This is a genomic window from Kitasatospora sp. NPDC127121 (assembly GCF_042677305.1).
Classification (GTDB): domain Bacteria; phylum Actinomycetota; class Actinomycetes; order Streptomycetales; family Streptomycetaceae; genus Kitasatospora.
The window spans coordinates 60,428-80,043 of the sequence record NZ_JBHXTQ010000008.1; the positions used below are offsets into that span (position 1 = coordinate 60,428).

Annotated in this window: 18 protein-coding genes and 1 pseudogene; 11 read left to right on the forward strand and 8 right to left on the reverse strand. The window is 73.1% G+C overall.

Going from position 1 to position 19,616, the window contains the following annotated elements; translation table 11 throughout:
• Positions 1-164: 164 nt before the first annotated feature.
• A complete protein-coding gene (gene erpA / locus ACFVHI_RS07210) occupies positions 165-518 on the reverse strand; it encodes an iron-sulfur cluster insertion protein ErpA (protein WP_030391519.1) in 354 nt (117 codons plus the stop codon).
• Between the two features lie 246 nt (positions 519-764).
• Between erpA and ACFVHI_RS07215 the strand changes: the two genes are divergently transcribed.
• Complete coding sequence (locus tag ACFVHI_RS07215) at positions 765-1,625, forward strand: GNAT family N-acetyltransferase (protein ID WP_063347296.1); 861 nt, start codon at positions 765-767, stop codon at positions 1,623-1,625.
• A 100-nt stretch (positions 1,626-1,725) separates the two neighbouring features.
• On the opposite strand, the gene ACFVHI_RS07220 is transcribed toward ACFVHI_RS07215, so the two are convergent.
• The 3 genes from ACFVHI_RS07220 to ACFVHI_RS07230 form a co-directional block, all read right to left on the reverse strand.
• Positions 1,726-3,093 (reverse strand): pyridoxal-dependent decarboxylase, encoded by a 1,368-nt coding sequence (locus tag ACFVHI_RS07220; RefSeq protein WP_244293334.1) that lies wholly within the window; start codon positions 3,091-3,093, stop codon positions 1,726-1,728.
• 205 nt (positions 3,094-3,298) lie between these two features.
• Positions 3,299-3,763, reverse strand: a complete 465-nt coding sequence (locus tag ACFVHI_RS07225; RefSeq protein ID WP_063347298.1) for an Lrp/AsnC family transcriptional regulator — start codon at positions 3,761-3,763, stop codon at positions 3,299-3,301.
• Between the two features lie 181 nt (positions 3,764-3,944).
• Positions 3,945-4,868, reverse strand: a complete 924-nt coding sequence (locus ACFVHI_RS07230) for an NADP-dependent oxidoreductase (protein ID WP_363372070.1) — start codon at positions 4,866-4,868, stop codon at positions 3,945-3,947.
• Between the two features lie 220 nt (positions 4,869-5,088).
• On the opposite strand from ACFVHI_RS07230, the gene nadA reads away from it, so the two are divergent.
• Entirely contained in the window at positions 5,089-6,273 is a 1,185-nt protein-coding gene (gene nadA / locus ACFVHI_RS07235) for a quinolinate synthase NadA (protein ID WP_363372072.1), read from the forward strand.
• 99 nt (positions 6,274-6,372) lie between these two features.
• On the opposite strand, the gene ACFVHI_RS07240 is transcribed toward nadA, so the two are convergent.
• The gene (locus tag ACFVHI_RS07240) at positions 6,373-6,666 is read right to left on the reverse strand and encodes a hypothetical protein (protein WP_063347300.1); all 294 of its coding nucleotides are present in this window, start codon (positions 6,664-6,666) and stop codon (positions 6,373-6,375) included.
• Positions 6,667-6,703: 37 nt separating this feature from the next.
• Complete coding sequence (locus tag ACFVHI_RS07245) at positions 6,704-7,507, reverse strand: PspA/IM30 family protein (protein ID WP_079135541.1); 804 nt, start codon at positions 7,505-7,507, stop codon at positions 6,704-6,706.
• A gap of 299 nt (positions 7,508-7,806) precedes the next feature.
• On the opposite strand from ACFVHI_RS07245, the gene ACFVHI_RS07250 reads away from it, so the two are divergent.
• Both ACFVHI_RS07250 and ACFVHI_RS07255 read left to right on the forward strand, forming a co-directional pair.
• Positions 7,807-8,397, forward strand: coding sequence for a DUF3043 domain-containing protein (locus ACFVHI_RS07250; RefSeq protein ID WP_063347302.1), 591 nt, complete (start codon positions 7,807-7,809; stop codon positions 8,395-8,397).
• A gap of 158 nt (positions 8,398-8,555) precedes the next feature.
• Positions 8,556-9,296, forward strand: coding sequence for a class I SAM-dependent methyltransferase (locus ACFVHI_RS07255; protein WP_107453016.1), 741 nt, complete (start codon positions 8,556-8,558; stop codon positions 9,294-9,296).
• 17 nt (positions 9,297-9,313) lie between these two features.
• Here the strand turns inward: ACFVHI_RS07255 and ACFVHI_RS07260 are convergent, their stop codons facing one another.
• Positions 9,314-9,514 carry a hypothetical protein gene (locus ACFVHI_RS07260; protein WP_063347303.1) on the reverse strand — a complete coding sequence of 67 codons (201 nt, stop codon included), beginning with the start codon at positions 9,512-9,514 and terminating at the stop codon, positions 9,314-9,316.
• 87 nt (positions 9,515-9,601) lie between these two features.
• Here ACFVHI_RS07260 and cobU point away from each other — a divergent pair.
• The 7 genes and pseudogenes from cobU to ACFVHI_RS07295 all read left to right on the forward strand — a co-directional run.
• A pseudogene (cobU, locus tag ACFVHI_RS07265) lies at positions 9,602-10,204 on the forward strand (bifunctional adenosylcobinamide kinase/adenosylcobinamide-phosphate guanylyltransferase); the annotation flags it as partial.
• A 28-nt stretch (positions 10,205-10,232) separates the two neighbouring features.
• On the forward strand, positions 10,233-11,348 hold the full coding sequence (locus ACFVHI_RS07270) for a nicotinate-nucleotide--dimethylbenzimidazole phosphoribosyltransferase (RefSeq protein WP_380336562.1): 1,116 nt from the start codon (positions 10,233-10,235) through the stop codon (positions 11,346-11,348).
• An 86-nt stretch (positions 11,349-11,434) separates the two neighbouring features.
• Positions 11,435-12,214, forward strand: a complete 780-nt coding sequence (locus ACFVHI_RS07275; protein WP_380336565.1) for an adenosylcobinamide-GDP ribazoletransferase — start codon at positions 11,435-11,437, stop codon at positions 12,212-12,214.
• Between the two features lie 260 nt (positions 12,215-12,474).
• The gene (locus tag ACFVHI_RS07280; protein WP_380336568.1) at positions 12,475-13,980 is read left to right on the forward strand and encodes a leucyl aminopeptidase; all 1,506 of its coding nucleotides are present in this window, start codon (positions 12,475-12,477) and stop codon (positions 13,978-13,980) included.
• 467 nt (positions 13,981-14,447) lie between these two features.
• Positions 14,448-15,836: a dihydrolipoyl dehydrogenase gene (gene lpdA / locus ACFVHI_RS07285; protein WP_063347308.1), complete on the forward strand. Its 1,389-nt coding sequence runs from the start codon at positions 14,448-14,450 to the stop codon at positions 15,834-15,836.
• A 56-nt stretch (positions 15,837-15,892) separates the two neighbouring features.
• Positions 15,893-17,677: a 2-oxoglutarate dehydrogenase, E2 component, dihydrolipoamide succinyltransferase gene (gene sucB / locus ACFVHI_RS07290; RefSeq protein ID WP_380336571.1), complete on the forward strand. Its 1,785-nt coding sequence runs from the start codon at positions 15,893-15,895 to the stop codon at positions 17,675-17,677.
• Positions 17,678-17,892: 215 nt separating this feature from the next.
• On the forward strand, positions 17,893-18,408 hold the full coding sequence (locus tag ACFVHI_RS07295) for a DUF4240 domain-containing protein (RefSeq protein ID WP_350885237.1): 516 nt from the start codon (positions 17,893-17,895) through the stop codon (positions 18,406-18,408).
• Between the two features lie 43 nt (positions 18,409-18,451).
• Here ACFVHI_RS07295 and ACFVHI_RS07300 read toward each other — a convergent pair whose 3' ends face one another.
• Complete coding sequence (locus ACFVHI_RS07300) at positions 18,452-19,525, reverse strand: DUF2510 domain-containing protein (RefSeq protein WP_380336574.1); 1,074 nt, start codon at positions 19,523-19,525, stop codon at positions 18,452-18,454.
• Positions 19,526-19,616 lie beyond the last annotated feature (91 nt).

Genomic DNA, 19,616 nt, shown 5'->3' on the forward strand with positions numbered 1-19,616 from the left:
CCGGGTGGGGGCCGACCGCCCCTGGGGGCCGCACCGGGACCCCCCGGAGGTCGCGGGCCTTTTGCCGCCACACGGGTGGGGCCCGGGGGGGGGCCCCGGGGTTTTTGCCCGGGGGCCGCCTCCGTACCGCGGCTCGAACGAGCGTCGAGCGGTGCTGCTCAGGCCTAGCTGAACGAGTCGCCGCAGGCGCAGGAGCCGGTGGCGTTCGGGTTGTCGATCGTGAAGCCCTGCTTCTCGATGGTGTCGACGAAGTCGACGGTGGCGCCGCCCAGGTACGGGGCGCTCATCCGGTCGGTGACGACCTTGACACCGTCGAAGTCCTTGAGCACGTCGCCGTCGAGCGAGCGCTCGTCGAAGAACAGCTGGTAACGCAGGCCGGAGCAGCCACCGGGCTGGACGGCGACGCGAAGTGCGAGGTCGTCGCGGCCCTCCTGCTCCAGCAGGCCCTTGACCTTGGCCGCGGCGGCATCGGTAAGGAGGATGCCACTCTCGACGGTGGTCTCGTCCTGGACGGTCATCTGCTTTCTCCCGGTCTTTGACGACGGTTTGCCCACAGTGCCAACCAACGGCCGTCCGGATTCATTTCCCGAACGGCGATTGTCTTCGTCGGCTTGCTGGTGGCGGAATTTCCGTGGGCCGGGTGTGCCACCCGTGTCCCCTACGCTCCCCATGCTCGCACAACCCGGGAGGGCGGGTCACCGCCCGAGCCGCGGAATCCGGGGAACCGGCCCCGAGCCGGGCCGGCGGACGCCAGGATGGTGGCCATGATCCTGCGCCAGGTCAGGGACACCGCCGCCGACGCGGAGGCCGTCCAGGAGCTCTCCCTCGCCGCGTTCGCCGATCCGGCCCTGCCCGGTCCGGCGGCCGTGCCGACCCCACTGCAGCTGGCCCGGACGAGACATCTGGCGCGCACCGATCCGGCGGGCTGCTGGCTGGCGGAGAGCGGCGGGGAGCCGGTCGGCGCGGTGCTGTCGATGCGCCGGGAGGGCCTGTGGGCGCCATCCCTGTTCGCGGTCCGGCCGCAGGCGCAGGGCAAGGGCGTCGGGCGGCTGCTGCTGGAACGGGCGGCGGCGCACTCGCGGGGCTGCCTGCGCGGGATGGTCTGCGCGTCGGCGTCCCCGGCGGCGGTCCGCCGCTACCGGCTGGCCGGGTTCACCCTGCACCCGGCGATGCGGCTGACCGGGCGGGTGGACCGGGCCGGGCTGCTCGACCCGGGGGACATCCCGGTGCACCGGGGCGGCGCCGTCCACCGGCACCTGCTGGACTCGGTGGACCGGCGGCTGCGCGGGTCCGCGCACGGCCCGGACCACGAGCTGATGCTGGGCCACTTCGAGGAACTGCTGATCGCCGACGCGCTGGCCGGCAGCGGCTACTGCTACCGGGACGGCGGCGAGGTGAAGCTGCTGGCGGCCACCACCAAGCGGATCGCCGCCCGGCTGCTGCGCGAGGCGCTGGCCCGGGTGCCGGACGGGGTCGAGGCGCGGGTGGAGTTCCTGACCGCCGAGCAGGAGTGGGCGCTGGACGTCGGCCTGGAGGTGGGGCTGACCCCGCAGAGCCGGGGCTTCGTCGGGCTGCGCGGGATGCGGCCGCCGGCGCCGTACCTGCCGAGCGGCGCCTTCCTGTGAACGACGGGACGACGGGACGATCGGACGACGAGACGACGGGACGACGTGGGCCCCCGCCGGCTGCCTGCTCCGACGGGGGCCACGGGTCACCGGGGGCCGATCAGGCCATGGTGTCCAGGATCTCCCGGACCATGTCCATCGTCGTGCCCGGGTGCAGGAAGGCGAAGCGGGCGACCGTCTCGCCGTCCCAGCCGGTGGGGGTGACGAAGCCGATCTGGTCCGCGAGCAGCTGCTGCGACCAGCGGTAGTAGTCCTCGTTGGTCCAGCCCTTGCGCTTGAAGCAGACGGCCGAGAGCTGCGGGTCGAACAGCAGCTCCAGGTGGTCGGTGTCGCGGATGAGCTGGGCGGTGTCCCGGGCGAGCGTGAGGCCGGCCTCGATGGCGTCGGTGTAGGCCTGGGTGCCGTGGACGGCGAGGGAGAACCACAGCGGCAGGCCGCGGGCGCGCCGGGTGAGGTGGTAGGCGTAGTCGGTGGGGTTCCACTCGTCGCCCTCGGTGTGCAGGACGTCGAGGTAGGAGGCGTCCTGGGTGTGCACGGCCCGGGCGAGCTGCGGGTTGCGGTAGATCAGCGCGGCGCAGTCGAAGGGGGCGAACAGCCACTTGTGCGGGTCGACGACGAAGGAGTCGGCGTGCTCGATGCCGTTGTAGCGCTCGCGCACCGAGGGGGCGAACAGGCCCGCGCCGCCGTAGGCGCCGTCGACGTGGAACCACAGGTCCCGCTCGCGGGCGACCTCGGCCAGGCCCTTGAGGTCGTCGACGATGCCCTCGTTGGTCGTCCCGGCCGTGCCCACGACCGCGATGACGGTCTCCGGGTTCGGGTCGGCGGCCAGCGCGGCGCGCAGCGCCTCGCCGGTGAACCGGCGGTTCACGGTGGGGACCTTGAAGGCCTCGACGCCGATGATGTTGAAGGTGTTCTTGACCGAGGAGTGGACCTGGTCGGCGACGGCGATCCGCAGCCGCGCCTCCGGCCCGACGCCCAGCTTGCGGCGGGCGGTGTCGCGGGCGACGACGAGGGCGGAGAGGTTGCCCGCGGAGCCGCCGGAGACGAAGGTGCCGCCGGCCGAGGCGGGCAGGCCGGCACGGTCGGCGATCAGGCGCAGCACCTGGTTCTCGGCGGCGATCGCGCCGGCCGCCTCCAGCCAGGAGATGCCTTGCAGGGACGCGCAGGAGACCACCATGTCGAAGAGCAGCGCGGCCTTGGTCGGGGCGCACGGGATGAACGACAGGTAGCGCGGGCTGTCGGCGGAGATCACCGCGCGGGACAGCTCGTGGTCGTAGAGCTTGAGCACGTCGGCGGGGGCGTTGCCGTCCGCGTTCAGCAGACCGGCCAGCTGGGCGCGCAGGTGCTCGCCGTCACCGGGGTGGTCGAGCGGGACGGGGTCGTACTGCAGCCGGTCCCGCATGTAGTCGAAAACCAGGTCGACCAGTTCGTTGTCGGGCCGGTGCATGCGGTCGGGGGCTGCGGACACGGCTGTCCCTCTCGGCTGTGGGGTGTCGGGGGATGCCCGGTCGGCGGGGCGGTTCACCGCGTGGACCGGACGTGATCAGCGTAGGCAGCGGGAGGGGTTCGCCGCGCGTCGGAACCCGGCTGGTCAGGCAGCTTTCGGGCGTCTTCGGGCCGGTCCGCGCAGGATTCCTGCGCACCGGCCGGAGGGGGCCGGACGGGGCGCGCCTTTAACCGATGAGCTGGGAGAGGACGACCGAGGAGCGGCTGCGCTGGACGCCGGGCTCGCGGCGGATGCGCTCGATGACGGCCTCCAGGTGGCGCATGTCGGCGGCGCGCAGGTGGACCAGGGCGTCCGGGTCGCCGGTGACCGTCCAGGCGGCGATCACCTCGGGGAACTGGCGCAGGCTGGCGAGGATCTCCTCGGGGGCGGTCCGCTCGCGGCAGTAGACCTCGACGAAGGCCTCGGTCTGCCAGCCGAGCACCGAAGGGTCGAGCACCACGGTGAAGCCCCGCACCACGCCGCGCGCCCGCAGCCGGTCGATCCGGCGGCGCACGGCGGTGGCGGAGAGGTTGACCTGGAGGCCGATCTCGGCGTACGAGGCGCGGCCGTCGCGGCCGAGCCGGGCGAGCAGCAGCCGGTCGGTCTCGTCCAGGTCGGCCCCGACCACCTCGTGCGCTCGGCTGCTGGTCATCGGTGCGGGGCTCCACGGGTCGTACGGGTCGGTTGCGGCCTCGGGCGGCGGCCCTCGGACGGAGGGCGGTAGGGGCGGCTGCCGAAACGGTTCGCCAACCATTCTGGCGGATGTCAGGAGCAAGTTCACCGCTCGCAGATGACGGCCGGTGGTCCGCCGCCGGTCGGCAGCCGGTCCGCCGTCAGTCGGCCAGCAGGACGATCTTGCCCCGGGTGCGGCCCTCGGCGCTGAGCGCCTGGGCGGAGGCCGCCTGGGCGAGCGGGAAGGTGGAGGCGACGGTGACGGTCAGCCGGCCGTCGTCGGCCAGCGCAGCCAGTTCGGCGAGGTCCGCGGCGTCCGGGCGGACCCAGACGTAGTGGCCGCCGAGGGCCTTCACCCCGAAGTCGGTGATCGAGGCGATCCGGCTCTGGTCCGCCACCAGGCTCGCCGAGAGCGGGACGGCGCCGTGGCCGACCAGGTCGAGGGCCGCGTCGACCCCGCCCGGGGCGAGCGCCCGGACCCGGTCGGCCAGGCCCTCGCCGTAGAGCACCGGCTCGGCGCCGAGGCCGCGCAGGTAGTCGTGGTTGCGCTCGCCCGCGGTGCCGATCACCCGGGCGCCGAGGGCCCGGGCGATCTGCACGGCCAGGTGCCCGACCCCGCCGGCCGCGGCGTGCACCAGCAGGGTCTCCCCCGCCCGCAGCCGCAGCGCCTTGAGGCTCTGCAGTGCGGTGAGCCCGGCCAGCGGCAGGCCGCCGGCCTGGGCCCAGTCCAGTGCGGCCGGCTTGCGGGCGAGGGTGCGGACCGGGGCGGAGACGAGTTCGGCGTAGGTGCCGTGTTCGACGGTGTCCTTGCGGACGTAGCCGTAGACCTCGTCGCCGGGCGCGAACTCGGTGACGCCGCCGCCGACGGCGCGGACCACGCCGGCCAGGTCCCAGCCCATGACGAGCGGGAAGTGCGCGTCCAGCAGGCCGTCCAGGGCGCCGTCCCGGATCTTCCAGTCCACCGGGTTCACCCCGGCCGCCCGCATCTGCACCAGGACCGAGTCCGGGCCGACCTTGGGGTCGGGCAGGTCGGTGTACTCGACGACTTCGGGGCCGCCGTAGCGGTTGATCGCGATTGCCTTCATGGCCTCAGCCATACCCGGGCCCGGCCGGATATCGATTCGGCCACGCGAGGACCACCCCAAAACGGTCATCCGGCTCCGCCGGGGGTCCGATTCGGCGAGCGGTTCTCGTCACATCGACAGGATGGCCATCGTCACTCTGACGCTAACCGGTTATCATAGATAGCGTCAGATAGACGAAAAGGCTTCAGGCTTGATCGGCCGCACAGAAGGGCACCCGCCCGTGACCACCACCATCACCGAGACCCACGGCGTCGACCCCACTCCGACGCCGCTCGCTCTGCTGCTGCTCGGCCGCGAGGCCGACCCGAACAGCGAGCGCGGCGTCGAGTGCCCCGGCGACCTCCCCCCGGCCTCCGACCCGAACCTCGTCGAGCGCGCCCGCGCCGCCAAGGCCGCGCTCGGTGACCGGGTCTTCATCCTCGGACACCACTACCAGCGCGACGAGGTGATCGAGTTCGCCGACGTCACCGGCGACTCCTTCAAGCTCGCGCGCGACGCCGCGGCCCGCCCGGAAGCCGAGTACATCGTCTTCTGCGGCGTGCACTTCATGGCCGAGTCCGCCGACATCCTGACCGGCGACGCCCAGCAGGTCGTCCTCCCGGATCTCGCGGCCGGCTGCTCGATGGCCGACATGGCCACCGCCGAGCAGGTCGCCGAGTGCTGGGACGTGCTGACCGACGCCGGCATAGCCGACGTCACCGTCCCGGTCTCGTACATGAACTCCTCCGCCGACATCAAGGCCTTCACCGGCAGGCACGGCGGCACCATCTGCACCTCCTCCAACGCCGAGCGCGCCCTGGAGTGGGCCTTCGAGCAGGGCCAGAAGGTGCTGTTCCTGCCCGACCAGCACCTCGGCCGCAACACCGCGGTGCGCGATCTGGGCCTCTCGCTGGACGACTGCGTCCTGTACAACCCGCACAAGCCGAACGGCGGCCTGACCGCCGAGCAGCTGCGGGACGCCAAGATGATCCTGTGGCGCGGCCACTGCTCGGTGCACGGCCGGTTCAGCGTGGACTCGGTGAACGACGTGCGCGCGCGGATCCCCGGCGTCACCGTGCTGGTGCACCCCGAGTGCAAGCACGAGGTCGTCTCGGCCGCCGACATGGTGGGCTCGACCGAGTACATCATCAAGGCGCTGGACGCCGCCGAGCCCGGCTCCAAGTGGGCCATCGGCACCGAGCTGAACCTGGTCCGCCGCCTGGCCAAGGCCCACCCGGACAAGGAGATCGTCTTCCTGGACCGGACGGTCTGCTTCTGCTCCACCATGAACCGGATCGACCTGCCGCACCTCGTCTGGGCGCTGGAGTCGCTGGTCGAGGGCCGGGTGCCGAACGTGATCACCGTCGACCCGGAGACCGAGAAGTACGCCAAGGCGGCGCTGGACCGGATGCTGGCCCTGCCGTAGCCGGCCCGGCCCGGCCGCCGGAACACGACGACACGACGAAGGGCGGGTCCCCTCCCACCGGAGGGGACCCGCCCTTTCGTCTGGCACCGGCCGCGGCGGCTACTCGGGGTAGCCCGGGATCACACCCTCGCCGTCGGCCATCAACAGCTCGCGGACCTCGTCGATCGTCGCCTCGGCGCTCGGCAGGATCAGCTCGGACGGCGCCAGTGAATCCAGCGGCACCGGGGTGCCGAACTGCTTCACCGCGTCCAGCAGCTTGCCGTAGGCGCGACGGAAGTGCTCCTCGTCCCCCGACTCCACTGCGGTGACGAGCTCGGAGTCGAGCTCGTTGAGCAGGTTCAGGTGGTCATCGCCCACCTCGTACTGCCCCTCACCCATGACCCTCATGATCATGCCGTGCGTCTCCCTGGTTCGTGGGATGGAGCTCAGATCACTTGTTGTAGTTGATGCGCGGGGTGTCCTGCTGGGGGTGGGCCTGCGGCTGCTGCGGCTTGCCCTGCTCGATCGCGGCCGGACCGGAGGACGGGCCCCCCAGCTCGGCCTTCATCCGGGCCAGCTCCAGCTCGACGTCGGTGCCGCCGGCCACTCGCTCCAGCTCGGCCTCGATGTCGTCCTTGCGGCCGAGACCGCTCGCGTCATCGAGCGCACCGGACGCCAGCAGCTCGTCGATCGCACCGGCCCGGGCCTGCATCTGGGCCGTCTTGTCCTCGGCCCGCTGAATGGCCAGGCCGACGTCGCCCATCTCCTCCGAGATCCCGGAGAAGGACTCGGCGATGCGGGTCTGCGCCTGAGCAGCGGTGTACGTGGCCTTGATGGTCTCCTTCTTGGTGCGGAAGGCGTCCACCTTGGCCTGCAGCCGCTGGGAGGCGAGCGTGAGCTTCTCCTCCTCGCCCTGGAGGGCCTGGTACTGCGTCTCCAGGTCGGTGATCTGGGACTGCATGTTGGCCCGGCGGGTCAGCGCCTCGCGCGCGAGGTCCTCACGGCCCAGGGACAGCGCCTTGCGGCCCTGGTCCTCGTACTTCGCCGACTGCTGCTGGAGCTGGGTCAGCTGGAGTTCCAGGCGCTTGCGCGAGGTCGCGACGTCCGCGACGCCACGCCGTACCTTCTGCAGCAGTTCGAGCTGCTTCTGGTAGGAGTAGTCGAGCGTCTCTCGGGGATCCTCCGCCCGATCCAAGGCCTTGTTCGCCTTGGAGCGGAAGATCAACCCCATACGCTTCATGATTCCGTCGCTCATGGGCCTCGGGTGCCCCCTTCTCCGGCCTGCGGTCTCTATCTCGATACCAGACACGACGAGTGTATGTGCAGCGAGCCCGTCGCCGCAGTGCACCTGCCTGCTACAAGACTGCTACAGCGACCAGCGGAGTTCCTCCTCCCCCGGGTGGATCCGCCTCTCATCCCCTCCATAGTCCATCCGATTGATCCCCTACGGGAAGGGGCCGGGAAACCCCGGCGGGCGGCCGACCTCGCGGATCGATACGCGTTTGGGTCCGAGGGGACCCCGAGAAGCCGCCCGGCACCCCGTACGCTGGTGGTGTGTTCCGACGCCGTTCAGATGATGCAGCCGCCTCCGCCACCGTGCTGGAGAAGCCGGACGAGACCCGCCACCCCCAGGCCAAGAAGGGCCGGCCAACGCCCAAGCGCAGTGAGGCCGAGGCCAACCGGCGTACCCGGGTGACGGTGCCCAAGGACCGCAAGGAGGCCGCCCGCCAGGCCCGCGAGCGGATGCGCTCCGAGCGCGAGAAGCAGCGCACCGCGCTGATGGAGGGCGACGAGCGCCACCTGCCGGCCCGCGACAAGGGCCCGGTGCGCAAGTTCGCCCGCGACTACGTGGACGCCCGCTGGTCGCTCGCCGAGTTCTTCCTGCCCGCCGCCGTGGTCATCCTGGTGCTGAGCATCATCAAGGTGCCCGCCATCCAGCTGCTGTCCACGCTGCTGTTCCTGCTGTTCTTCGTGCTGGTGATCCTGGACTTCGTCCGCCTCGGCTTCGGTCTGCGCAAGCAGTTCGCCGAGCGCTTCGCCGGCCAGAACACCCGCGGCGCGGTCGCCTACGGCCTGATGCGCATCCTGCAGATGCGCCGGCTGCGACTGCCCAAGCCGCAGGTGCGGCGCGGGGAGAAGCCCTGACCGCCGAACCGGTGGACTCCGGCTGGGCCCCGCCTTCCTGGGAGGGGCCCGGCCTGTACGCGTTGCCGGGGCAGGGGGACGGCGGCCACGACCGGATCGGCCAGGAGCGCCGGCTGCCCTCGCGCAGCGGCTCCTTCGCCGGCGGTACCGGCGCCTGGCTGGACCGGCTCGGCGGACTGCGCAACTTCGTCCGCCAGGAGCTGGTCTCCCGGCAGCTCGCCGAGCAACTGGCCGGCCGCACCGCGCAGCGCGTCCTCGACATCGGCTGCGGCCAGGGCACCCAGGCGCTGCGCCTGGCCCGGGCCGGCCACTACGTCACCGGCATCGACTCCGACCCGGTCGCGCTCGGCGTCGCCCAGGGGGCGCTCGCCGAGGAACCGCCGGAGGTCGCCGGCCGACTGCAACTGCTCAGCGGCGACGCCCACCAGTGCGGGCGCTGGTTCGGCCCGCGCAGCTTCGACGTGGTGCTCTGCCACGGCGTCCTGATGTACCTGCCCGCCCCCGACCCGATGATCGCCTCGCTGGCCCGACTACTGGCCCCGGGCGGGCTGCTCTCGCTGCTGGTCCGCAACCGCGACGCGCTCGCCCTGCGGCCCGCCGCCGCCGGGGACTGGCGGGCCGCCCTGCACGCCTTCGAGAGCGACCGGTACTACAACCGGCTCGGGCTGGCCGCCCGCGCCGACCGCCTCGCCGACCTCACCGTCACCCTCTCCGAGGTGTCGGTGCCGCTGAAGCACTGGTACGGCGTACGGGTCTTCACCGACAACGCGCCCGACGACGCGGCCCCGCCGGTGGACGGGCGGCAGCTGGCCCAGCTGCTGGAGGCCGAGGACCGGGCCGGCCGCACCGACCCGTACCGGCAGGTCGCCGCGCTGCTGCACGTGGTCGGGGCCAAGTAGCGGCCCCGCGACGGCGGTTACGCCTCGTGCAGGCTCATCGAGTAGATCACCCGGTCGTCGTCCAGCAGGACCGCCGTGTCGATGCCGTCCTCGGCGAGCTGCTTCCAGGACTCCCCGATCCAGGTCTCGGCGTCCCCCTGGCCCGCGAACTCCTCCTGCGCGCCCTCCGGCACCACCGCGGTGCCGTCCGACTTCTCGTACCGCCACGTCCAGACCATGCCCGGCTCCTCCCACCGACGACGCTGCCTGCGTGCTGCGCACCTTAGCCTGCCCGGCCCGATCTTCCGTATGCCTGGCCGGACGCTCCGGATGCCCGGTCGGGCAGGATGGGCGGCATGGCGATCCACCACCCGCTCCCCCGCACGCTGCTGCTCGGCGGCGCCCGCTCCGGCAAGTCCACCCGGGCCGAGCAGCTGCTCGCCGACCACCCGGACGTCCTGTACGTGGCCACCGGCGGCACCCGGGACGGCGACGCCGAGTGGGCCCAGCGGGTCGCGCTGCACCGCGAGCGGCGGCCGGCGAGCTGGCGCACCGCCGAGACCTGCGACCTGGAGGCCGTGCTGGCCGACCGGACCGACCCGGCGCCGGTGCTGGTCGACTGCCTGGCACTGTGGCTGACCACCGTGATGGACGAGTGCGGCGCCTGGGACGACGCGGTCTGGGCGGCGGGTGGGGAGGCCGCCGTCCAGCGGCGCTGCGAGGCCCTGGCGCGGGCCTGGGCGGCCACCGGGCGCACGGCCGTCGCGGTCAGCAACGAGGTCGGGATGGGCGTCGTCCCGGCGACCGCCGCAGGCCGGCGCTTCCGCGACACCCTGGGCCGGCTGAACATGGCCGTGGCGGACGCCTCCGAGCGTGTGCTGCTGGTCGTGGCCGGGCAGGTTCTGACCGTCAAGCCAGCCGCCGCCTGAACATCTGCGGCGTGTAGCCTTCCGGACGATGGACACGACCGTGGATCTCGATACGTTCTCCTCGCTCGTCGAGCGCCCCGACGAGAGCGCCCGACGGGCCGCCGAGGAACGCTGGCAGGAGGCCGGCCGGCCGCGCGGCGGGCTCGGCAAGCTGGAGGAGCTGGGCAGCTGGCTGTCGTCCGTACAGGGGCGATCCCCCGTGCGGCCGGTGTCGGCCCCCAAGGTGCTGCTGTTCGCCGCCGACCACGGCGTGGCCGCGCTCGGGGTGTCCCGGCTGCCCGCCAAGGGCGGCACCGCCGCGCGGGTGCGCGCCGTCCTGGACGGCACCGCGCCGGTCACCCGGCTGGCCCGGCGCTACGGCGCCGAGGTGCGGGTCGTCGACGTCGCGGTGGACGCCGACCCCGCCGACTTCCCGGACGACGTGGTCACCCACCGGATCCGGCGCGGCTCCGGCCGGATCGACGTCGAGGACGCGCTCACCCCCGCGGAGACCGCGCGGGCCTTCCGGGCCGGCATGGCCGTCGCTGACGAGGAGGCCGACGCCGGCACCGACCTGGTGCTGCTCGGCGACCTCGGCGTCGGCGCCACCACCGTCGCCGCCGTCCTGGTCGGCGCGCTGTGCGGAACGGACGCGGCCGCCGTCACCGGGCGCGGCTCGGGCGTCGACGACCGGGTCTGGATGGTCAAGTGCGCCACCATCCGCGACTCCCTGCGGCGGGCCCGGCCCGTCCTCGGCGACCAGCTGGCGCTGCTCGGCGCCACCGGCGGGGCCGACTTCGCGGCGATCACCGGCTTCCTGCTCCAGGCCGCGGTGCGACGGCTCCCGGTGGTGCTGGACGGCGTCGTCTCGGCGGCCTGCGCGCTGGTCGCGCAGCGGATCGCCTTCCGGGCGCCGGAGTGGTGGCGGGCCGGGCAGTCCAGCGGCGAGCCCGCCCAGGCCAAGGCCTACGACCGCCTCACCCTGACGCCGCTGCAGGACCAGGGGATCACCATGGGCGAGGGCCTCGGCGCGCTGCTGGCCCTGCCGCTGCTCCAGGCCGCGGGCGACGCGCTCGCGGACGAGGCCCCGCGGCCGTTCGTGCCGTCGGCACCGAAGGAGCAGCCGAAGCTGCCCTCGGCGGCGGACCTGCTGCGGCGGCTGTAGCAACCCGCGGCAACCTGTGGCACCAGGATCATGGCGCCCCGTCCGACACATCGGACGGGGCGCTTCCGTTCGGAGGGAAACACGTCGTGCAGGGCGCCAGTTGGGCCGAGGGGCTCCGGTTCGGGTTCGGGACGCTGTCCGTGCTGCGGGTGCGGGTGGAGCGGTGGGACCGGGCCGCGGCGGCGCGGGCGATGACGGCGGCCCCGGTGGTGGGACTGGTGCTCGGCGCAGCGGCCGCCGGGGCGGGGTCACTGGTGGCCTGGCGGGCCGGCGGGCTGCTCGGGGCGGTGGCGGCGGTGGGGGTGCTGGCCGCGCTCACCCGGGGGCTGCACCTGGACGGTCTGGCGGACGTGGCCGACGGCCTGGGCAGCGGGAAGCCGGCCGAGGACGCTCTGCGCATCATGAAGCAGTCCGACATCGGCCCGTTCGGCGTCCTGACCCTCCTTCTCGTGCTGCTGGCCCAGATCGCCGCGCTGGCCGGACAGTTCGCCGAGTCGACCACACGCGGCGCGCTCGCGGTGCTGGCGTCGGCGGTGACCGCGCGGTGCGCGCTCGCCTGGGGCTGCCTGCGGTCGGTGCCGGCCGCCCGGCCGGGCGGCCTGGGCGCGATGGTGGCGGGCACCGTGGCACCCGCCGGAGCGGTCGCGGGGACGGCCGCCGCGGCGCTCGCCCTGGCCGCCCTCGGACTGTTTGACGGATCGTCAACCCTTCGTCTCCCCACGGCCGTTGCGCTCGGCGTCGGCTGCGCCCAGCTGCTGCTCCGGCGCTGCGTACGGCGGTTCGGCGGAATCACCGGGGACGTGCTCGGCGCGATGGCGGAAACCGCCGCGACCACTTCGCTGTTCGCCCTGGCGTTGCTCGGCTGACACCGGGCGGCGCGTGATCCCACCATGCGGACTACCATGCGGGGAGCACCGCAGCCCTGCACCGTCGCAGGTCCTGCCCGCCCGGCCTGACCCGAGGAGCCGGGGCCTCTGGTGTGCGTGGCCGCGACCTGCGCGGGTGCGCGCGCCAGGGGGCCCGGACCCGGAGCGTGCCGGGCGGTCCGGCCTGCGACGGCGGGTTGCGCCGGTGCGGCAGCCTCGCCGCAACCGGCCGTGGACCGCGAAAGAACAGGACGCATTACGTGACTGCATTGTCTGTGAGCACCTCCTCCGCCGCCTCGCTGCGCGCGGACGCCCTGGTGGTCGGTGTCGCCAAGGGCCCCAAGGGCATCGTGCTGGCCCCCGGCTCCGAGGCCGTGAACGAGGCGTTCGAGGGCAAGCTGACCGAGGTCCTCAGCACCCTGGGCGCGACCGGCGCCGAGGGCGAGGCCGTCAAGGTGCCCTCCCCCGCCGGCCTGAAGGCCGCGCTCGTGCTCGCGGTCGGCCTCGGCGAGGCCGCCGAGGCCGGCTACCAGCTGGAGGCGCTGCGCCGCGCCGCTGGTGTCGCCGCCCGCACCCTGGCCGGCGCCAAGAAGGCCGCGCTGGCCCTGCCGGCCGAGTCCGCGGACGAGGTCGAGGCCGTCGCGCTGGGCGGCCTGCTCGGCTCGTACGCCTTCGGCACCTACAAGGCCGACGGCAGTGGCAAGGAGCCGGTCGGCGAGCTGGTCGTGCTGGCCCCCCGCAAGGGCAGCAAGGACGCCAAGGCGGCCGTGGAGCGCGCCGCCGCGGTCGGCGAGGAGATGAACCGGGCCCGTGACCTGGTCAACACCGCGCCGAACGACCTGAACCCGAAGAGCTTCGCCGCGATCGCCCAGGCGGCCGGCAAGGAGCACGGCCTCAAGGTCGAGGTGCTCGACGAGAAGGCGCTGCTCAAGGGCGGCTTCGGCGGCCTGCTGGGCGTCGGCAACGGCTCGGCCAACCCGCCGCGGCTGGTGAAGGTGGCCTACACCCACCCGAAGGCGAAGGCCACGCTGGCCTTCATCGGCAAGGGCATCACCTACGACTCGGGCGGCATCTCGCTGAAGCCGGCCGGCCACAACGAGACCATGAAGTGCGACATGGCCGGCGCCGCCGCCGTGTTCGCCGCCGTGGTGGCCGCCAAGCGCCTGGGCCTGGCCGTCAATGTGACCGGCTGGCTGGCGCTGGCCGAGAACATGCCGTCCGGCTCCGCCACCCGCCCCGGCGACGTGCTGCGCATGTACGGCGGCAAGACCGTCGAGGTGCTGAACACCGACGCCGAGGGCCGTCTGGTGCTGGCCGACGCGATCGTGCGCGCCGGCGAGGAGAACCCGGACGTCATCGTCGACGTGGCGACCCTGACCGGCGCCATGGTGCTGGCCCTGGGCAACCGCACCTTCGGCGTGATGTCCAACAACGACGAGCTGCGCGCGACCCTGCACACCGTCTCGGGCGAGGTCGGCGAGCAGTCCTGGCCGATGCCGCTGCCGGCCGAGCTGCGCAAGGGCATGACCGAGTCGACCATCGCCGACCTGGCGAACATGGGCGAGCGGATGGGCGGCGGCCTGGTGGCCGGCCTGTTCCTGAAGGAGTTCGTGGCCGAGGGCATCGACTGGGCGCACCTGGACATCGCCGGCCCGGCGTTCCACGAGAGCGCTCCGTTCGGCTACACCCCGAAGGGCGGCACCGCGAGCGCGGTGCGCACCCTGGTCCGGTTCGCCGAGCAGACCGCGGCGGGCGGCAAGGCCTGATCAGGCACCCGAGTCGACGGGGGTCCGGCGCGCGTGCGCCGGGCCCCCGTCGGCGTTCGCGCGCGGGTCAACCGTGGGTTCGCGCGCGGGTCCGCTGTCGGCCCGTCGCGGGTCCGTCACGTTCCGGCGCCGGTTACCTGCGAGTAGGCCGGGACCTCGCCCCGCACCTCTGTTCGCTGCGGGCGAAACTTTGTTCCACCCTGCGGAAGACGCGGCGCCGCAGGGCCGCCCCGACGCCCGTCCGGCGGCTGTCAACCCCGCGTTGAGCTGCAATGATGCCCTTCCGTCGGGGGTATTCCCGCCCCGGTGACCGCTCTGTGGGACACCCCTGGGGTGGACCCGGACATCAGCCACCGCGAACAAGTGCGAAGATGTATTTCCGGCACGACTGGGCGCCTCACAAAGGCTTCCGACCCACCGGACCGCGACCGGCCCGGCGACCCACCCCATTGCATGGAGGACGTGACGTGGCGAACGACGCCAGCACCGTTTTCGACGTAGTCATTCTCGGAGGCGGAAGCGGCGGTTACGCCGCGGCGCTCCGCGCCGCTCAGCTGGGCCTGAGCGTCGCCCTGGTCGAGAAGGGGGAGCTGGGTGGCACCTGCCTGCACCGCGGCTGCATCCCGACCAAGGCTCTGCTGCACGCCGCCGAGATCGCGGACGAGACGAAGGAGGCCGCCGAGTTCGGCGTTCTGGCCACCTTCCAGGGCATCGACATCAACGGCGTCCACAAGTACAAGGACGACGTCGTCGCCGGCCTGTACAAGGGCCTCCAGGGCCTGGTCGCCTCCCGCAAGGTCACCTTCATCCAGGGCGCGGGCAAGCTCTCCTCGCAGACCTCGGTGGACGTCAACGGCCAGCGCATCGAGGGCCGCCACATCCTCCTGGCCACCGGCTCCGTGCCGCGCTCGATCCCGGGCCTGGAGATCGACGGCAACCGCGTGATCTCCTCGGACCACGCGCTCAAGCTCGACCGCATCCCGAAGTCGGCCGTCATCCTCGGCGGCGGCGTGATCGGCGTCGAGTTCGCCTCCGTCTGGAAGTCCTTCGGCGTCGAGGTCACCATCGTCGAGGCGCTGCCGCACCTCGTCCCGCTGGAGGACGAGAACTCCTCCAAGCTGCTGGAGCGCGCGTTCCGCAAGCGCGGCATCAAGTTCGAGCTGAAGGCCCGCTTCTCGGGCGTCGAGTACACCGAGGCCGGTGTCCGCGTCTCCACCGAGAACGGCAAGCAGATCGACGCCGACCTGCTGCTCGTCGCCATCGGCCGCGGCCCGGTCTCGTCCGGCCTCGGCTACGAGGAGAACGGCGTCGCGATGGACCGCGGCTACGTCCTGGTCGACGAGTACATGCGCACCAACGTGCCCACCATCTCGGCCGTCGGCGACCTCGCCCCGACCCTGCAGCTGGCCCACGTCGGCTTCGCCGAGGGCATCCTGGTCGCCGAGCGCCTGGCCGGCCTCAAGCCGGTGCCGATCGACTACGACGGCGTCCCGCGCGTGACCTACTCCAACCCCGAGGTGGCCTCCGTCGGCATCTCCGAGGCCAAGGCCGTCGAGCTGTACGGCAAGGAGAAGGTCGTCACCCTCAAGTACAACCTGGCCGGCAACGGCAAGAGCAAGATCCTGAAGACCGCCGGCGAGATCAAGCTCGTCCAGGTCAAGGACGGCGCCGTGGTCGGCGTCCACATGGTCGGCGCCCGCATGGGCGAGCAGGTCGGCGAAGCTCAGCTGATCTACAACTGGGAGGCCCTGCCGGCCGAGGTCGCGCAGCTCATCCACGCGCACCCGACCCAGTCCGAGGCCCTGGGCGAGGCGCACCTGGCGCTGGCCGGCAAGCCGCTGCACGCGCACGACTGATCACGCCACCACCCCCCATTTCCAGTACGCAAGACTTGATAGGAGTCGCTGAAACCATGGCGGTCTCAGTAACACTGCCCGCGCTGGGCGAGAGCGTTTCCGAGGGCACCGTCACCCGTTGGCTGAAGGCCGAGGGTGAGCGTGTCGAGGTCGACGAGCCGCTGCTCGAGGTGTCGACCGACAAGGTCGACACCGAGATCCCGTCGCCGGCCTCCGGCATCCTGGCCTCGATCAAGGTCGGCGAGGACGAGACCGTCGACGTCGGCGCCGAGCTGGCGATCATCGACGACGGCTCCGGTGCCCCGGTCGCCGCTGCGGCCCCGGTCGCCGAGGCCGCGCCCGTCGCCGCCCCGGCCCCGGTCGTGGAGGCGCCCGCCGCCCCCGCCCCGGTCGCCGCTGCCGCCCCGGCGGCTCCGGCTGCCGCTCCGGCCGCCGACGCCACCCCGGTCCTGCTGCCCGCACTGGGCGAGTCGGTCACCGAGGGCACCGTCACCCGCTGGCTGAAGGCCGAGGGTGAGACGGTCGAGGTCGACGAGCCGCTGCTCGAGGTCTCCACCGACAAGGTCGACACCGAGATCCCGTCGCCGATCGCCGGTGTCGTGGTGAAGATCCTGGTCGGCGAGGACGAGACCGCCGAGGTCGGCGCCCAGCTCGCGCTGATCGGTGCCGCAGGTGCCGTCGCCGCCGCCCCGGCCCCGGTCGCCGCCCCGGCCCCGGTCGCCGCTCCGGCCCCGGTTGCCCCGGCCCCCGTCGCTCCGGCCGCCCCGGTCGCTCCGGCTGCTCCGGCTGCTCCGGCTCCGGTTGCCCCGGCTCCGGTCGCCGCCGCCCCGGCCCCGGTGGCCCCGGCCGCGCCCGCTCCGGTCGCCGCCCCGGCTCCCGTCGCCCCGGCCGCGCCGGCTGCCCCGGTGGCCGACGCCGGTGACGCCTACGTCACCCCGCTGGTGCGCAAGCTCGCCGCCGAGCACGGTGTCGAGCTGTCCTCCGTCGCCGGTACCGGCGTCGGCGGCCGCATCCGCAAGCAGGACGTCGTCGCCGCCGCGGAGGCCGCCAAGGCCGCCCCGGCCCCGGTCGCCGCCGCCGCTCCGGCCGCTGCGCCGAAGGCCGCCGCCGCGCCGTCCGCCCTGCGCGGCCAGACGGTCAAGATGACCCGCATGCGCAAGGTCATCGGCGACAACATGCTGAAGGCCCTGCACGAGCAGGCCCAGCTGACCAGCGTGGTCGAGGTGGACGTCACCAAGATCATGTCGCTGCGCGGCAAGGCCAAGGAGGGCTTCCTCGCCCGCGAGGGCGTCAAGCTGTCCCCGATGCCGTTCTTCGTCAAGGCCGCCGCCCAGGCGCTGAAGACCCACGCGGTCGTCAACGCCCGGATCAACGAGGCCGAGGGCACCATCACCTACTTCGACACCGAGAACATCGGTATCGCGGTGGACTCCGAGAAGGGTCTGATGACCCCGGTCATCAAGGGTGCGGGCGACCTCAACATCGCCGGTATCTCGAAGAAGACCGCCGAGCTGGCCACCAAGGTCCGCGACAGCAAGATCACCCCGGACGAGCTGTCCGGCGCCACCTTCACCATCAGCAACACCGGCTCGCGCGGTGCGCTGTTCGACACCGTGATCGTGCCGCCGAACCAGGTCGCCATCCTGGGCATCGGCGCCACCGTCAAGCGCCCGGTGGTCATCGAGGCCGACGGCGGCACCGCCATCGGCATCCGCGACATGACCTACCTGTCGCTCTCCTACGACCACCGCCTGGTGGACGGCGCCGACGCCGCCCGCTACCTGGTCGCGGTCAAGGAGATCCTGGAGGCCGGCGAGTTCGAGGTCGAGCTCGGCCTGTAAGGCACCACTGCAGGTCCGCGGTTTCGGCTGCACGGAGCCCCGCGTCGTCCCTGGACGGCGCGGGGCTCCGCCGTTGCCGGGGTCCGCCTGCCGTCCGCCTGCTCCTGGCCGCGCCTGGTCGTATCCGACCCGCGCCCGGCTGCGTCGAACATCACCAGCGTTTCGCCGGGCCATGGCATGCGCGGGGGCTGGCGAACGGGGATGCTGGAGCGGTGATGGACGAGACCGACTTCTGGCAGATGATCGACGAGACCCGGGAGGACGCCGACGGCGATCCGGACGAGCAGGCCGACCGGCTGGTGGAACGGCTGGTCCAGCTGACCCCGGACGACGTCATCGACTTCGCCCGGCTGTTCGAGGCCCGGTTCCAGCGGGCCTACCGCCACGACCTCTGGGGCGCCGCCTACCTGCTGCTGGACGGCGCCTCCGACGACACCTTCGACTACTTCCGCTGCTGGCTGATCGGCCAGGGCCGGGACGTCTTCGAGGGCGCTCTGTTCGAGCCGGACGACCTGGCGGACCTGCTGCCCGAGTTCGACGAGGAGGAGGACGGCGAGGCCGAGGACCTCGGCTACGCCGCCGACGAGGCGTACGAGCAGCTGACCGGGCTGCCGCTGCCCGAGGTGGGCGGGCGACAGTCCGGCCGACCGGCCGGGGCCGCGCTGGACTTCGACGACCCGGACGTCATGGCGAAACGGTTTCCCAAGCTCTGGGAGCGCTACGGGGATTAGGGGCTCTCTTTCGGATCACGCCGGGCGCGCGACGCCGGACGCGTCAGGCGGTGCTGCCGCCGCCGGACGTGCCGTCCTGCTTGATGCCCCTGAGGATCTGGTCCAGCACGGACGCGTCCGGCGCGCTCGGGGTGTCGTCCACCCCGCCCTCGAACACCACGAAGCCGCCGCCCTTGGCCGGGACGGCGGCCAGCAGGACGTAGCCCTGGGTGCCGTCCGCGGTGCGGATGTGCCAGCGCACGGCGTAGCCGGACACGCCCGCGACGGTCGTGTAGCCGGAGCCGGAGTCGGTGTGCGAGCTGATCCCGGTGAAGATCTGGCCGGCGTACGCGGGCATGGTGGCCTCGGCGGCCGTCTTGGCGGTGACGCCCTGGACGGTGTCGGTCTCGACCGAGAACTGGCCGCGGATGCAGGAGTTGCCGTCCGGGCAGGTGTAGCGGCCGGTGCCCAGGTAGACCGTGGAGTGCGGGGAGTTGGGCGCCACGTCCCAGCCGTCGAGCACCGGGACGGTGATCGCGTGCTGGGTGTCCGGGATGGTGCTCCTGACGGTCGGCGCCGGTTTGGGCGCGGGCGTCGGGGCGGGCGTGCCCGCCGTGGGGCTCGGGGCGGGGCCGGCGCCCCGGGTGATGGTGACCGTCGGGTTCGGGGTCGGGTCGGCCTGCGGGGAGCCGCCGCCGCTGAGCACGATCCCGGCGACGATCCCGCCCACGGCCAGGACGGCGACCGCGATGCCGACGACCAGACCGGGCCTCATCCGGCCGGGCCCCGGCTGCTGCGGCGGGTAGCCCGGCGCCGGGTAGCCGTAGCCCGCGCCCTGGGCGGGGTAGCCGTCCTGGGCCGGGTAGTAGCCGTCCTGGCCCGGGTAGCCGTAGCCCGGGGCGGGGGCGCTGCCCGGGTAGCCGTGGCCGGGGGCGTCCTGCGGGCCGCCGTAGCCGTACCCGGGCTGCCGGCCGGGGGGCTGCCAGCCCTGGGTGGGGGCGTCGGCGAGTTGGCCGGCGCCGCCCTGGAGCGGGCGCACCTCGCTGGTCCAGGCGTTGCCGTCCCACCAGCGCTCGTGACCGGGGGTGCCGTCCGCACCGGGGACCGGGTACCACCCGGGGGGCGTCGAGTTGCTCACGGCCGTACGGTACCCGGCGGGGTGCTGGTCCAGACAGAGCGGATCGGTCACGACTCTGCACCGCCCGCCAGGCCTGACATATCGTCAGTTT

Coding starts and splice junctions, on each gene's coding strand:
- erpA (WP_030391519.1), bottom strand. CDS start 518: ATGACCGTCCAGGACGAGACCACCGTCGAGAGTGGCATCCTCCTTACC.
- ACFVHI_RS07215 (WP_063347296.1), top strand. CDS start 765: ATGATCCTGCGCCAGGTCAGGGACACCGCCGCCGACGCGGAGGCCGTC.
- ACFVHI_RS07225 (WP_063347298.1), bottom strand. CDS start 3,763: ATGACCAGCAGCCGAGCGCACGAGGTGGTCGGGGCCGACCTGGACGAG.
- ACFVHI_RS07230 (WP_363372070.1), bottom strand. CDS start 4,868: ATGAAGGCAATCGCGATCAACCGCTACGGCGGCCCCGAAGTCGTCGAG.
- ACFVHI_RS07240 (WP_063347300.1), bottom strand. CDS start 6,666: ATGATCATGAGGGTCATGGGTGAGGGGCAGTACGAGGTGGGCGATGAC.
- ACFVHI_RS07245 (WP_079135541.1), bottom strand. CDS start 7,507: ATGAGCGACGGAATCATGAAGCGTATGGGGTTGATCTTCCGCTCCAAG.
- ACFVHI_RS07260 (WP_063347303.1), bottom strand. CDS start 9,514: ATGGTCTGGACGTGGCGGTACGAGAAGTCGGACGGCACCGCGGTGGTG.
- ACFVHI_RS07270 (WP_380336562.1), top strand. CDS start 10,233: ATGGACACGACCGTGGATCTCGATACGTTCTCCTCGCTCGTCGAGCGC.
- sucB (WP_380336571.1), top strand. CDS start 15,893: ATGGCGGTCTCAGTAACACTGCCCGCGCTGGGCGAGAGCGTTTCCGAG.
- ACFVHI_RS07295 (WP_350885237.1), top strand. CDS start 17,893: ATGGACGAGACCGACTTCTGGCAGATGATCGACGAGACCCGGGAGGAC.